Annotated in this window: 11 protein-coding genes; 4 read left to right on the forward strand and 7 right to left on the reverse strand. The window is 72.4% G+C overall.

Annotation, left to right across the window (positions count from 1 at the left end):
* Nucleotides 1-3 precede the first annotated feature (3 nt).
* The 3 genes from G406_RS0111995 to mfd all read right to left on the reverse strand — a co-directional run bounded on the left by G406_RS0111995 (nt 4) and on the right by mfd (nt 5,589).
* Entirely contained in the window at nt 4-1,077 is a 1,074-nt protein-coding gene (locus G406_RS0111995) for a nucleoside triphosphate pyrophosphohydrolase (RefSeq protein WP_051341970.1), read from the reverse strand.
* Nucleotides 1,077-1,970 (reverse strand): SurA N-terminal domain-containing protein, encoded by an 894-nt coding sequence (locus G406_RS0112000; RefSeq protein ID WP_028934028.1) that lies wholly within the window; start codon nt 1,968-1,970, stop codon nt 1,077-1,079. The genes G406_RS0111995 and G406_RS0112000 overlap by 1 nt, the downstream gene beginning before the upstream one ends.
* A 64-nt stretch (nt 1,971-2,034) precedes the next feature.
* Nucleotides 2,035-5,589: a transcription-repair coupling factor gene (mfd, locus tag G406_RS0112005; protein ID WP_037076228.1), complete on the reverse strand. Its 3,555-nt coding sequence runs from the start codon at nt 5,587-5,589 to the stop codon at nt 2,035-2,037.
* 254 nt (nt 5,590-5,843) lie between these two features.
* On the opposite strand from mfd, the gene G406_RS0112010 reads away from it, so the two are divergent.
* A complete protein-coding gene (locus G406_RS0112010; RefSeq protein WP_028934030.1) occupies nt 5,844-6,692 on the forward strand; it encodes an AraC family transcriptional regulator in 849 nt (282 codons plus the stop codon).
* Between the two features lie 4 nt (nt 6,693-6,696).
* A complete protein-coding gene (locus G406_RS0112015; RefSeq protein WP_028934031.1) occupies nt 6,697-7,086 on the forward strand; it encodes a VOC family protein in 390 nt (129 codons plus the stop codon).
* Nucleotides 7,087-7,219: 133 nt separating this feature from the next.
* On the opposite strand, the gene G406_RS0112020 is transcribed toward G406_RS0112015, so the two are convergent.
* The 4 genes from G406_RS0112020 to G406_RS0112040 all read right to left on the reverse strand — a co-directional run bounded on the left by G406_RS0112020 (nt 7,220) and on the right by G406_RS0112040 (nt 12,845).
* Entirely contained in the window at nt 7,220-10,507 is a 3,288-nt protein-coding gene (locus G406_RS0112020; protein WP_028934032.1) for a S41 family peptidase, read from the reverse strand.
* 50 nt (nt 10,508-10,557) lie between these two features.
* Nucleotides 10,558-11,094 carry a hypothetical protein gene (locus G406_RS56750; RefSeq protein ID WP_156934802.1) on the reverse strand — a complete coding sequence of 179 codons (537 nt, stop codon included), beginning with the start codon at nt 11,092-11,094 and terminating at the stop codon, nt 10,558-10,560.
* Between the two features lie 263 nt (nt 11,095-11,357).
* Nucleotides 11,358-11,771, reverse strand: coding sequence for a hypothetical protein (locus G406_RS0112030; RefSeq protein WP_037076145.1), 414 nt, complete (start codon nt 11,769-11,771; stop codon nt 11,358-11,360).
* 159 nt (nt 11,772-11,930) lie between these two features.
* Nucleotides 11,931-12,845: a hypothetical protein gene (locus G406_RS0112040; RefSeq protein WP_156934803.1), complete on the reverse strand. Its 915-nt coding sequence runs from the start codon at nt 12,843-12,845 to the stop codon at nt 11,931-11,933.
* 386 nt (nt 12,846-13,231) lie between these two features.
* Between G406_RS0112040 and G406_RS0112045 the strand changes: the two genes are divergently transcribed.
* Together G406_RS0112045 and G406_RS0112050 are read left to right on the forward strand one after the other, a co-directional pair.
* A complete protein-coding gene (locus G406_RS0112045) occupies nt 13,232-13,762 on the forward strand; it encodes a hypothetical protein (RefSeq protein ID WP_156934804.1) in 531 nt (176 codons plus the stop codon).
* 111 nt (nt 13,763-13,873) lie between these two features.
* On the forward strand, nt 13,874-14,473 hold the full coding sequence (locus G406_RS0112050; protein ID WP_028934036.1) for a hypothetical protein: 600 nt from the start codon (nt 13,874-13,876) through the stop codon (nt 14,471-14,473).
* The last annotated feature ends 62 nt before the right edge of the window (nt 14,474-14,535 follow it).

The raw sequence follows: 14,535 nt of genomic DNA on the forward strand, positions 1-14,535 counted from the left end.
TGCTCAGGGGAGGTCGTCCGGGTCGTCGGGCCAGAAGTGACGCCAGTCGTCCGAGGTGAGCGTGTGTGACGCACGGCCGGCCGCCTTGGCCGCCTTCTCCGCCGCCCGCACCGCCGCGACGAACTGCCGTGCCGAAGTGCGCAGGTCCTGCTCGGGGTCGTCGCCACCGAGCTTCATCTCGACGACGGCTTCCCACAGTGACTCGTACGGCCTGCTGCCCTCGATGAGGTCCTGGGGGATACCGGCCTTGTACCCGCGGGAGATCACCTTCGCGGCGAGCGCGGCGGCGGGCTGTCCCAGTGCCACCCCGTCCATCGCGGACTCGCGCTGCTTCTCCTGCTGCTTGAGCTGGTCCCAGTGGCCTTCCTGCCGCTGCGCCGCGGCGCGCCGCTCCATCATCTGGCGGGACAGCTCGGCCACCGTGACCCTCGGCTTCTCCTGCTGTGGCTTCGCCTTGACCGCCTGGTACTCCTGCTCCCAGCCCGGAGCGAACACCTGCGGGTGGCGGCTCACCAGCTTCTGGATCAGGCCCTCGGCGACGTCGTCAAGACTGAACGGTGTCGTTCCGCGGCGGAACGGGGCGACGTACCCCTCCTCGGCCATCCGGGAGTGGAAGAGCACCTGGAGCAGGACGTCGCCGAGCTCCTCGCGCATCGCGTCCCGGTCGGCCTGCTCGATGGCCTCGTGCAGCTCGTAGGTCTCCTCGATCAGGTACTGCAGCAACGTCGTGTGGGTCTGCTCGGCGTCCCACGGACAGCCGCCCTCGGAGCGCAGCCGGTCCATGACCAGCGCCGCGTGCGGAACCATCGCGCCGGGAAGCTCCGGGACGATCAGGACCTCGTCGGCCGACGCGGCCAGCGCCTGCACCGTCGCCTCGTCACGCGCGATCGTCAGCAGCACGCTGTCGACGGGCCAGCTCGCAACGTCCGACAACCGCGTCGCACCAACGGTCTCGAGCATGAACGCCGAGACCGTGTCGTCCGCATAGATCCCGGACGCCGCGCGCAGTGCCGGTAGTGCCGACAAGGGCAGCACCGAGCCGACCCTGGTGGACAGTACGACCAGCGTCCGGGCCATCAGGTCAGGGTGGCCGGCATGATCACACTGGGCGACTGCCCGGGCTGCAGGATCGACAGCACGACCGGGTCCCAGCGACCGAAGCGCGGGTTGACCCGCACGCCGAGCTGCTCGGCCAACGGCTGCGTGAGCCGCCCGCCGACCATGTACACGGCGGCGTCACCGAGCGAGGCCGCCGCGTCGGCCGGACCGACCGGCGGTGCGGTGGTGCTGCGCTGGCTGACCCGCCACACGGTCCACGAGGTCGGCCCGGTCTGCAGCGCGACCACCTGGCCGGCCTGGGTGCCGAGCACCAGGTTGAGGTCCTGCTGGGCGACCAGCGCCCCGCGCAACGCGAGCCCGCCGGCGCCGTTCTGGCCGGCTGCCTTGATCGCGGCCGCCGCCTGCGCGGGACCGGCGGCCAGCTGCCTGGCCACGGCGATCGCCTGTTCCTTGGAGTCGGCGTTCACCAGGTCGACCGTCGCGGACAGCCGGTTGAGGTACTTGTTGACCAGCGCTTCGCAGATCAGCTGGTCACGAGCCGAGTCGCGCTGGCTGGCCGGGTCGAGCGCGAGCTGACCGGCGTAGCTCTGCGCGACGCCCGGCTTCGCCAGCTCCGCGTTCACCTGGTCCTCGGTGACCGTGATTCCTTCACGCTCGGCCGATTCCAGCAGCAACAGGTGCTGCACCTCGCGGCTGACGATCACCTGCGCCACCAGCGATGCGGGCGCGCCCTGCAGCGCGAGGCTCTGCTTGATCTTCGGGTTGGCGAGTGCGGTGTCGACCTGCTTCTGCAGCTGCGAGACCGACACCTCGCGGTCACCGACGATCGCGGCCGCCCCGGCCTGGTTGGGCCCGCTGCCGCACCCGGTCAGCAACGCACCGCTCACCCCGATCGCGGCTGCGACGACCACGGACCTACGCCGGAAAACACCTAAAGCAGCGTTGAGCACCGTCGTACCTTCTCACGGCCGGTGATCAGGCCGATCCCGACCCCGGTGCGGCCAGCGTCGGTCCGACGATGTCGGCGAGCAGCTTCGCGCACCAGTCGAGCAGCTCGGTGTCGCGCATCGGCGCGGCACCCATGCGCTGACCACCACCGGACGACCCCGCGGCGGGACGCGGGACCACGATGGTCCCGGCGACCGCCTTGTAGGTGGACCGGGGGTGCAGCCTGCGCAGCCGCAGCTGCGCGGACTCCGGCAGCTCCACCGAGGAGAACCGGATCGAGCTGCCCGCCATCGCGACCTCGGCGATGCCGAAGCGGCGGCAGGTCTGGCGGAAGGCCGCCACCGAGATCAGGTTGCGCACCGGCTCCGGCGGCGTGCCGTACCGGTCGGTCAGCTCCGCGACGATCGCGTCGAGGGCCTCGCCGTCCCCGGCCTCGGCGATCTTGCGGTACACCTCGAGACGCAGCCGTTCGCCGGTCACGTAGTCGTGCGCGACGTGCGCGTCGACCGGGAGTTCGACCCGCACCTCGGCGAGCGTCTCCTCCTCGCCGGCCGCGCCCGCGCCCCCTGCCTGCCGGAACGCCGCGACGGCCTCGCCGACGAGCCGGACGTACAGGTCGAAGCCGACGCCGGCGATGTGCCCGGACTGCTCGGCACCCAGGATGTTGCCCGCGCCGCGGATCTCCAGGTCCTTCATCGCCACGGCGGTACCCGAGCCCAGCTCGGAGTGCTGCGCGATCGTAGCGAGCCGGTCGTGCGCGGTCTCGGTCAGCGGCGTCTCCCCGGGGTACAGGAAGTAGGCGTAGCCACGTTCCCGGCCACGTCCGACGCGACCGCGCAGCTGGTGCAGCTGGGACAGGCCGAGGTTCTCCGAACGCTCCACGATGAGCGTGTTCGCGTTGGAGATGTCCAGGCCGTTCTCCACGATCGTCGTGCAGACCAGCACGTCGAACTCGTTCTGCCAGAAGCCCGCCACCGTGCGTTCCAGCAGCTCCTCGTTCATCTGGCCGTGCGCGACCGCGACCCGCGCCTCGGGCACCATCTCGCGCACCGTCGCGGCGGCCCGGTCGATCGAGGACACCCGGTTGTGCACGTAGAACACCTGGCCGTCGCGCAGCAGCTCGCGCCGGATCGCGGCACCGACCTGCTTGCGGTCGTAGGCGCCCACGTAGGTGAGCACCGGGTGTCGTTCCTCCGGCGGGGTGGCGATGGTGGACAGCTCGCGGATGCCGGCGAGGCTCATCTCCAGGGTGCGCGGGATGGGCGTCGCGGACATGGACAGCATGTCGACGTGCGCGCGCAGCGCCGTGATGTGTTCCTTGTGCTCGACGCCGAAGCGCTGCTCCTCGTCGATGATGACCAGACCGAGGTCCTTCCAGCGCACGCTGTTCTGCAGCAACCGGTGCGTGCCGACGACGACGTCGACGGTGCCCTCGGCGAGACCCTTGATCGTCTCGGTCGCCTCGTGGCCGTCGGTGAACCGGGACAGGCCCTTGACGTTCACCGGGAACGACCGCATCCGGTCCTGGAACGTCTGCAGGTGCTGGCTGGCCAGCAGCGTCGTCGGCACGAGCACCGCGACCTGCTTGCCGTCCTGCACGGCCTTGAACGCGGCGCGCACCGCGATCTCGGTCTTGCCGAAGCCGACGTCACCGGAGACCACCCGGTCCATCGGGACCGGCTGCTCCATGTCGGCCTTGACCTCGTTGATCGCGGACAGCTGGTCGGGGGTCTCGGTGTGCGGGAACGCGTCCTCCATCTCCCGCTGCCACGGCGTGTCCGGCGCGAACGCGTGCCCCGGGCTGGCTTTGCGGGCCGCGTAGAGCTGCACGAGCTGCGCCGCGATCTGGCGGACCGCGCGCCGCGCCTTGCTCTTCGTCTTGGCCCAGTCACCGCCGCCCATCTTGTTGAGCACCGGCTGCTCGCCGCCGACGTAGCGGCTGATCTCGTCGAGCTGGTCGGTCGGCACGAACAGCCGGTCGGCTGGCTGGCCGCGCTTGCTGGAGGCGTACTCCAGCACCAGGTACTCGCGCTTCGCACCGCTGACGGTGCGTTCGCGCATCTCGACGAACCGGCCGATGCCGTGCTGGGAGTGCACGACGAAGTCGCCCGGCTGCAGGGTCTCCAGCTGGACCGCGTTGCGCCGGCGGGGCGCCAGCTTGCGCACCTCGCCGGTCGCCACGCGGTTGCCGGTGAGGTCGGCCTCGGTGAGCACCAGCAGACCCAGCGCGGGCGCGTAGAACCCGTCGGTCAGTACACCCTGGGCGACGGTGACGACGCCCTTCTCCGGCTCGAAGTCGGAGCCCTGGGCGCGCTTGGCCGGCACCTCGGCCTCGGCGAGCTGCTCCATCGCGCGCTGCGCGGTGCCCGCGCCGGCCAGCAGCAGCACGGCCGATCCACCCTCGGACGTGTGCTTACGCAGGTCGTCGAGGGCCTTCGAGATGTCGCCGCGATAGGACTCGGCGGCGAGGAACCCCGGCCGGACGGTGTAGTCGTCGGTGTCTGCCTGCTCGTCGCTGTTGAACGGGCTGAGCGTCCACCAGTGGCGACCGGTGGCCAGCGCGTGCTCGGAGATCTCGGCCAGGTCGCGGTAGGCCGAGGAGCCGAGGTCGATCGGGGCCTTGGCCGCCGGTCCGGTCGCGGCGGCGAGCCAGGACGCCTCCAGGAACTCGATGCCGGTACGGACCAGGTCACGCGCGCGCGTGCGGATCCGCTCCGGGTCGACCACCAGGACGTGCGAACCGGCCGGCATGAGGTCGGTCAACAGGTCGAGGCTGCCCTCGCACAGCACCGGGATGAGCGATTCCATGCCCTCGGCCGGGATGCCCTCGGCGAGCCTGCCGAGCAGCTCGGACAGCGCCTGGTTGCTCTCGTGCTGCTCGGCGAGCTGCGCGGCGCGCGCCCGGACCGGTTCGGTGAGCAGCAGCTCACGGCACGGCGGCGCGTCCAGCTGGTCGGCGGGCCCGATGGAGCGCTGGTCGGCGACCGCGAACTGGCGCAGCTCGGAGACCTCGTCGCCCCACATCTCGACCCGGACCGGGTGTTCGGCGGTCGGCGCGAACACGTCCACGATGCCGCCGCGCACGGCGAACTCCCCGCGTCCGGTGACCATGTCGACGCGGGTGTAGGCGAGCTCGACGAGCCGGTGCAGCAGCTCGTCGAAGTCGTGTGTGTCACCGACCCGCAGCGCGATCGGTTCGAGACGACCGAGCCCCGGCGCGATGGGCTGGATGAGGCTGCGCACCGCCGCGACGACCACGCGCAACGAGTCGTCACCGCTCGCCAGCCGGTGGAACAGCGCGATGCGCTTGCCGACCGTGTCCGAACGCGGTGACAACCGCTCGTGCGGCAACGTCTCCCAGGACGGCAGGATCGCCACCGCGTCCTCGCCGACGAGCTCGCGCAGCGTCGAGGCCAGCTCCTCGCACTCCCGCTCGGTCGCGCAGACCGCGAGGGTGGCCGGCACGTCGGTCGCTCTCGCGAGCGCACCGGTGACCAGCGGGCGCAGCGCGGCCGGGCCTTCGATGCGCAGGCTGGGCACGCTGAGCGAATCGACCAGTGAGCCCAGGCCCGGATCGGCCATGGCGGCGGTGAGCAGTCCGGGCGAGAGGGCGGGAGGTGCGGCGACCGGAGACAATTGCGAACCTTCCGAGCAGGGCTGGTTGAGCGCACGCGGGCAGACCCCTGCCCGGGACTGGTACCCCGGCGGAGTCTCCGTCACCAGCGTACGTGCCCCACCTCGTGAGTGCTGAGGCCGTCTACCGCGAAGCGGCGCCGGCCTCAGCACTCACGAGGAAACCCGACCACAGCCGTTCCGGGACCTCCTACAGTGGTGGCATGGACACCGCCGAGGTGAGCTGGGCGCTACGCCGCCCGCACCCGGCGCTGCATGCGCTGGTCAGCCGCTACATCGGCTACCGGCAGCGTGATGTGTCGCTGGCGGTGCACCGGGGTCTGCCCGGCCGCCACCTCACGTTGATCATCAGTCTCGAGGAGCCGATCCGGCTCGTCGACATGCCCGGCAGCCCGCAGCGACCGGACCACTGGCAGGGTCTCGTCAGCGGTCTGCACGCGGGCCCGGCGCTCATCGGGCAGGACCGCAACCAGTCCGGCATCCACGTCGAGCTGAACCCGCTCGGCGTCCGCACACTGCTCGGGGTGTCGGCCGCCGAGCTGTCCGGCTGGATCGTCGACCTCGCGCAGCTACCCCGCCCCGACCTGGCGTCGCTGCCGGACCAGCTTCGCGCGGCCCCGGACTGGGCCACCCGGTTCGATCTGCTGGATCGCGCGCTGATCGACTCCGCGAGCAGGTCGTCCCGGACCGGTCCGGCGGACGAGATCGGCTGGGCGTGGCGGCGGCTGGTGACCGAGGGTGGCGCTGTCCCGATCGCGCGGCTGGCCGAGGACATCGGCTGGAGCCGGCGGCACTTCTCCGAACGGTTCAGCCGTGAGGTCGGGCTGAGCCCGAAGCAGGCGGCCAGGGTCGTGCGGTTCGGACGCGCCACCGAGATGCTGCGGCGGCTACCCCCCGGCGGACTGGCCGAGGTCGCGTCGACCTGCGGTTATTTCGACCAGGCGCACCTGAGCAACGAGTTCCGCTCCATGGCCGGGTGCACGCCGCGCACCTGGCTGGTCGAGGAGCTCCCTTTTCTCCAAGACCCGGAGGCGTTCGGCGAGCAAAGCTGACGCCATGACCACACCAGCACCCACCGTCTGGCCGTCCGTGCGGTACGACGACGCCCCCGCCGGTCTCCGTTTCCTCGTCGACGTCCTCGGGTTCCACGAGGTGTTCGTGGTCCCGGACGACGCAGGCGACATCACCCATTCGCAGCTGCGCTGGCCCGAGGGCGGCGGAGTCATGCTCGGCTCCGTCAAGCACTGCGCTGGCGCCTCGAGCGGGGTCGCGGCGGCCTACGTCGTCACCGACCGCGTCGACGACATCCACCGGCGGTGCGTCGCGGCCGGAGCCGACATCACCACCCCGCTCGAGGACACCGACTACGGCTCCCACACCTTCACCGTGAACGACCCGGAGGGCAACGTGTGGACCTTCGGCACCTACCGGGGCGAGCCGGGCTGACGCTCGCCGGCGAGTCGGGCACCTCAGCACCCTGAGTCGGGAACTCGGCGAGGGCGGTGTGCCGACGTCCCGGACTCGCTGAGCTCACGTCCCCGACTCGCTGAGCTCACGTCCCCGACTCGCGGCGCGGGTGTCAGCGGGGCGGCAGTGGGGGGCGTGCCCGGGACGGGCGGCTCGACAGGTCGGGCGGCTGCACCGCGGGGCGCTGCGCCAGCGCGGCCAGCGCGAGCTCCACGGCCTTCTCCAGCTGTGGGTCCCGCCCCGCGACGTGGTCGGCGGGCGTCATGACCACCTCGTGGTCGGGTGTCACGCCGACGTTCTCGACCTCCCAGCCGAGGTTGTCCATCCAGAACGAGTAGCGGGGCTGCGTCACCGCCGTTCCGTCGACCAGGCGGTAGCGGCTGTCGATCCCGATGACGCCACCCCAGGTCCGCACCCCGACCACCGGGCCGATCCCGACCCGTTGGAACGCGGCGGTCACGATGTCGCCGTCCGAACCGGAGAACTCGTTGGCCACCGCCACCACCGGTCCGCGCGGCGCATCCAGCGGGTACGTCGTGGGCTGGCCGTGCCGGATCAGGTCCCAGCCGATGACCCGCCGCGCGAGTTTCTCGATCACCAGCTGGGACAGGTGGCCGCCCCGGTTCTCCCGGACGTCGACGATGAGGCCCTCGCGGGTGGTCTCCCTGCCCAGGTCACGGTGCAGCTGCGCCCAGCCGCTCGCCACCATGTCGGGCAGGTGCAGATAGCCGAGGCGCCCTTCGGATCGGTCCGCGACGAACGCCCGCCGTCCCGCCACCCAGTCCTGGTAGCGCAGCTGCTCCTCGTTGCCCAGCGGCGACACCACCACGCGGCGCACCCCGGTCTCCGGGGACTCGACGGTCAGCTCGGTCGGCTGGCCGGCTGTGCCCAGCAACAGCGGGGCGGGCCCGGTCGTCGGGTCGACCGGACGGCCCCCGACGGCCAGCAGCACGTCACCGGCGCGCACGTCGACGCCGGGCGCGGTCAGCGGGCTGCGGGCACGCGGGTCGGACGACTCACCGGGCAGCACCTTCGCCACCCGCCACCGGCCTTCGGCGTCCCGTTCCAGGTCCGCGCCGAGCAGACCGGGCCACAGCGCCGACCCGCCTCGGCCGGTCGGCGACACGTACGCATGCGATGTACCGAGCTCACCCTGCAGCTCCCACAGCAGGTCGACCAGGTCGTCGTGACTACCCACGAGGTCCACCAGTGGCCGGTACCTCGCCTGCTCGGCGGCCCAGTCGACGCCCGCCATGTCGGCGACCCAGAAGTGGTCGCGCATCAGCCGGCCGGCTTCGTCGAACATCTGGCGCCACTCGGCGGTCGGGTCGACGGTGACCGTGACCCGGCTCAGATCGACGTCGAACTCGTCCGAGCTGTCGTCGCTCGGCTTGTCCGAGCCGGACCGGTCGGTCCGCAGCACGCGCAACGAACGCCGGTCCCGCACCACCAGCCGAGAGCCGTCGCCACTGACCTCGTAACCGTCCACCGGGTCGGCGACCCGATCGTGCCTGCACCGCACCAGGTCGTAGCGTTCGAGCACCGGACGCGGGCCCTCGGCACCTTCCGCGAGCCCGTCACCGAGCACACCGCTGGGTGTGTTGCGCAGCCACAACAGACAGTCCTTGCCCGCGCGCAGCCGGAAGTAGCGCGCCTCACCGACGGGCAACGGCACCAGGCGCTCGGCGAGCCCGTCGGCGTCCACCACGACGGTCGGCACCGGGTCGGAGTCGTCCGTGTCGGTGTCCTCGGCCTCGTCGGTCTCCTCCTGGTCGAGCGCTGCGCCACGATCGGAGCCGTTGGCCGGCCGTCCGTCCGGCGACGGCCCGAACGGGGACGGCGTCCGCGCGGCCAGCGGCACGAGGTACGGCCGGCATCCGTTGGGGAAGGACAGGTCGAACGAGTGCGCGTCGTACACCGGGTCGAAGCTGCGGTAGGACAGGAACGCCAGGTACTTGCCATCGGTGGTGAACACCGGTGAGGTGTCGACGAACCGGGTCGCGGTCACCGCGATCGGCGTCGGTGTCTCGTCGTCGATCTTCGCCAGCAGGATGCGCCGGATGCCGGCCTCCACCGGGTCCGACCAGGCAAGCCAGGCACCGTCGGGTGCGAACGCCAGCCCGGTGACCTCACCGTCGGCGCCCCGCGCCAGCTCGGTGAGCGCGCCGGTCTCGGTGTTCATCAGCAGCAGGCGACCGTCGTGGCAGGCCAGAGCGATGGTCGAGCCGTCGGGCGCGCAGCTCAGTTCCAGCACGCGACCTATCTCGCCGGCGCCGTATCGGACGGTGTCCTCGTCACCACCGGACAGCGGGCCGATCTCGACGGCGTCCTCGCCGGTCACATCGGTGATCCAGACCGCCCGGTCGGTGCCGAGCGGCCGGGCCAGCCGGGCACGGACACCGTCCGCGGCGGCGAGCGTCCTCGAGGGACCGTCCCGGTGCACCAACCGGTGCACGGTGCCCCGGACACCGACGACGCTGAGCCGGCCGGTGTGATCGGGTACCGCCGAGCTCAGGTGCCGCTCGGCGCCCACCTGATACGGCGCTCTGGCGCTGCGCGGACCGCCGAGGCGGATGTCCAGCCTGCGAGCCGATGCGTCCAATGAGTCCAGGACCCAGAGCTCACCGGCGCACTCGTAGACGATGCTGCTGCCGTCGGTCGTGGCGTGCCTGGCGTAGAACGCCGGCCCCGGACCGTCGTCGGCGCCGTGATCGGTGTGCCGGCGCAGGTCCGAGCTGCCGTCAGCCGCGACCGAGTAGATGTTGCCCCAGCCCTCGTGGTCGGACAGGAACGCCAGCCGGTCACCGACCAGCATCGGGGCGACCAGGTGCCCGTCGAGGTCGGCGAGCAACCGGGTGAACTCGCCGTCACCGGCCGGGTTCCACCACAGCTTGCCGGCGGTCCCACCCCGGTAGCGTTTCCACCAGGCGGGTTCGAGCGAGATCACCGAGTTCAGCAGCGCCCGGCCGTCCGCGCCGAGCGCGAGATCCGACACCGGACCGTAGGGCAGCGACCGAGGTGCACCACCGTCCGAGGGCACCGCGTGCGCCCAGCTGCTCCGGGTCGACGGGCGCCCGGCCGAGGTCACGGCCAGCACGTCGTCGCCCGTCCACCCGAGCGTGCGGGTCTTGATGTCGCCCCAGTAGGTGAGCCGCGAGGCGAGACCGCCCTCGACGTCCGCGACGAACACTTCCGGCGGCCCGTCGCGCCGGGAGGTCCACGCCACGCGGCTTCCGTCGGGGTGCAACCGAGGATTCGCCACCGGCGCCTGGTCGGCGGTCAGCCGGTAGGCCCGCCCGCCGTCCAGCGACGCCAGCCAGACGTCGTTCTCGGCGACGAAGACCAACTCGGAGCCGCGCACATGAGGGAATCGAAGATATCCGGACGACCGCGAACTCATGTCCGCACTGTAGAACGCCACTCCGGTGAGGGGTGCGATCAGGGATCGAGCTACTGGTCGCGGCCCTGCCTGGCCGCGGTCGGCTCGTTCTCGTCCTCCGGCTCAGACCCGTCGTCCGGCTCGGTCGAGTCCTCGGTGTCCTTCGACTGCTCGAACTCCGGCCAGCCGAACTCCTCGTCACCGTCCTCCCGCTCGGCGTCCGCGTCTTCGGGTTCCTGCTCGTCCACCGGGACGGCAGGCTGAGCCGGCGCCGGCTGGTCGTCGGGCTCGCCTGTCCCCTGCCGCGACTCGCTCCTCGGCGTCCCCTCGTCCGGTGACGAGGGGCGCTCGGACCCCGCCGCGGCGGCCGGTAACCATTTGTCCGGTCCGTCCGATGCAGGGGTGACCGGGGCCCACAGTTCCGACGACGCGAACGTGGCGGGGTCCGGCCCGCCGAACCGGTTGACCGGACGTGAGGCACCGGAGTCCGAGGTGGACTTGGGCTCAGCGGGCGCAGACGCAACGGACGTCTGCTCAGCAGGTGTCGGCTCAGCAGGTTTCGGCTCAGCTGGCGGCGTGCCGCTCGACTGTGCGGGAGAAGACGTCACCGGTGACGGTCCAGGTTGCGGCCGCACCGGTGGTGTGGTGTTCGGCCGTTCCCCCGGCGGTGGCTGTCCGCTGGCGGGAGCCGAGGGCCGATCGCCGCTTCCCCTCGGCCCCATCTCCGTCGCCCCGTTTCCGGCGGGCGGCCGCTGACCACTCGGCGGAGCCGGCGGCCGCTGTCCTGGGCCGCGCCCCATCCCCGGCCGCGAGGACCCCGGTCCCGGGACACCCGGCCCGGGACGGGGCCCGTTGGGCGGCCCCGGCTGCCTCATCCGCTCCGGCTGACCCGGCCGGCCACCTGGGCCCGGCCGATCCGATGCAGGGCGATCCGGTCCCGGCCGGTCCCGACCAGCGCGATCCGGCGCGGTCCGCTCGGGGCCCGGTCGAACCGGGCCACCACGGCCCGCGCCAGGCCCATCGGGACCAGCACGGTCGGGGCCAGGACGGTCCCCGCTCGGACGGCTCGGGCCACCACGACCTTGACCAGCCCCATCCGGACCACCGCGATCAGGCCCTGGGCGGTCCACACCCGGACGGCTCGGGCTACCACGGCCCGGACCAACACGGTCGGCGCCAACCCCATCCAGACCTGCACGATCAGACCCACCACGATCCGGGCGATCCGGCCCGGGCCGATCGACCCTCGCACGATCCGGCCCCGGCCGATCCAACCCAGCACCATCGGGCCCACCACGATCCGGCCCAGGGCGGGTCAGGTCGCCGCGTTCGGGTCCCGGACCATCCGGTGCAGGCCGATCGGGCCGCGCACGATCCGGCCCACCACCGTCAGGCCCAGCACGACCAGGCCCGGCACGATCCGGGCGACCCGGCCCAGGGCGGGTCAGACCGCCGCGATCCGGTCCCACTCCATCCGGTGCAATCCGATCGGGCCGCGCACGATCCGGCCCCGGCCGATCCAGCCCAGCACCATCGGGCCCGGCACGATCAAGCCCGGCCCGATCCGAGCGATCCAGCCCAGAGCGAGCCAGACCGCCGCGATCCGGTCCCACACCATCCGGCGCAACCCGATCGGGCCGCGCACGATCCGGCCCCGACCGATCCGACCCAGCACCATCGGGCCCGGCACGATCAAGCCCACCACGATCAAGCCCGGCACGATCAAGCCCGGCACGATCCGAGCGATCCGGCCCAGAGCGAGCCAGACCGCCGCGATCCGGTCCCACACCATCCGGCCCGGGCCGATCGGGCCGCGCACGATCCGGCCCCGACCGATCTGACCCACCACCATCGGGCCCACCACGACCGGACACACCACGACCAGAACCGACCGGCTCCGCACCAGACCGATCCGACCGAACCCGATCGGCACCGGCCCGGTCCGGTCCCGCGCTGTCCGACGTGGTCCGGCCCCGCGCGGCCTGATCTGATCCAGCCGCGGCTCGGTCCAGCTCGAGCGGGTCCGAACCGGCCCGGTCTTGTCCCGCTCGATCCGGCCCGGGCCGATCGGCCCCGGCACGGTCCGTCGCGGGCCGATGAGGTGCATCTCTGTCCAGCCCGGGCCGGGAGAACCCGGGTCGATCGGGTTGGTTCGGTTTCGGGCGGTCCGGTCGCGACGGCCCTGGCCGGTCCGGCCTCGGTCCGGGAGGCGGCCCCTGAGGGGGAGGGCCTCCGGCGCCGGGACGCGCCGGAGGGCGACCCGGGCGAGCTCCCGTCCTGGGGGCGTCGGGGCGCGCCTGCCGCGGTTCCGGCTGGCCGGACGCGGCGACCGGCGGGCGTTCGGGCTGGCCGAGCTCATCGGACTTCGGTCGCGCGGGAGGCTCCGGCAGGGCAGGTGCCTTCGGCCGCGCGGGAAGCGCCGTCGTCGGCTGCTCCGGCATCGGCCGGTCCGACACGAGCTCGTCGGGCTCCGTCCGGCGCTCATCCTCGGACGCCACGGCCGGGGTGCGCGGCGGTTCGACCAGGTTCGGCCGGTCGTTCGGTGGTGTCTCCGGCCGTTCCCGCTGGCCCGAGGGCTCGGCGTCGACGGACCGTTTCCGCTGCTCGGACTCAGGCCGACCGAGCGGGTCCGACGGTGCCACCTTCGGCGTGTCCGCGAGTACGTGCCGGGATGGCCGTTGTACCGGCGGGGGTGGCGGCGACAGAGGCGAGTTCGCGTCGGCGAACCGTTCCTTCGGAACGCCGTTGCCCACGGGTTCGGGCCGGGTCGAGGACGGTCGGGCAGGCATGGCGGCCGGTCGCGGTCCCGAAGGGCGCTGCTCCGGGCTCACCGGCAATGAGGCGGCGGGAGGGCTCCCGTTCGCGCGGCCCGCCGGCCCGCCCCTGACGACCTGCCTCGGCGTGCCGGCGAGACCACCGACCGACCGCGCGGGTCCCTCGACGGCGCTGGCCCGCACCGGTACCGGCGGCCGGTCACGCTTGGCGCCGTCCAGAGAGCGGGTGATGCCACCCTCGGCACGTTCCCGGATCGGTGCGATCGCCCCGATCTGCGTCGGCGCCTCCTCGGCGCCGAACGCCGACGCCGCGGCGGAGACCGACGCCGCGGAGGCCACGACCCCCGGCTTGCCGATCGGGGGGAATGCCGCGATCTGGGTCGGGGCGTCCTCGGCGTCGGGCTCCGCGACGGGCTCATGGGCGACGGGCTCGTCGGTGACCGCCGGGATCGCCCCCACCTGGGTGGCTTCATCGGTGACCGCCGGGATCGCCCCGACCTGAGTGGGTGCCTCGGCATCGGCCGACCCGACGGCCTGTTCGGTCGCGGGGCTCTCGTCCTCGCTGTAGTCGTCGTCGCTGTCGCTGTCGTACAGCGCACGCCGACGCCGCGCGGTGCGTTCCACCGCGGCGGCCACCACGACCGACAGGCCCAAGCCGAAGATCAGCGTGGCGATGAACACCCGGATGCCGGTCGTCCGGACCGGCGGCGCCACCGTCGGCGAACCGGACGCCTCCAGGCGCATCTGCGCGCTAGACGACACCCGGCTGTCGCGCTGCAGCTCGGCGAGCCGGTCGGTCAGCCTGATGCCGACCGCGTTGACCGAGGCCAACGCCTTCTGCTCGCTGTCGGCGGAGGCCTGCACGGTGATCGTCGACCCCGAGGCCGTGATGGTGAACGGTGGCGGTTTGTTCTTGCCCCGCCCCGCCGAGGGGGGCCGGACGTCACCGGCCAGCTTCGCGGCGGTCGCCGTCGGGTCGGAGAACGGATTCCTGGAGCTGCTCGAGCTGGAGCTGCCGCTCGACGCGGGTGGGTTCACCTGCTGCACCACGCTCGCCGAGTACACGGCCGGCATCTGGAGGTACGCGTACCAGGAGATACCGACGGACACGAGCACCAGCGGTATCAGGATGTACCACCGCTTCGCCGCCATCCCGAAGGCCCTGAACACGCCCACCCGTCCACCTACTTTCGGGTCGACTACGAACGCGTAGAGTACCCAGACGGCCACGGTCAGTAGCAACTGCCCTGGTCAACGAGTACATCGGTCAATCGG

Origin of the sequence: Actinospineispora spinosispora DSM 44797 (assembly GCF_000429025.1) — a bacterium.
Lineage (GTDB): Bacteria > Actinomycetota > Actinomycetes > Mycobacteriales > Pseudonocardiaceae > Pseudonocardia > Pseudonocardia spinosispora.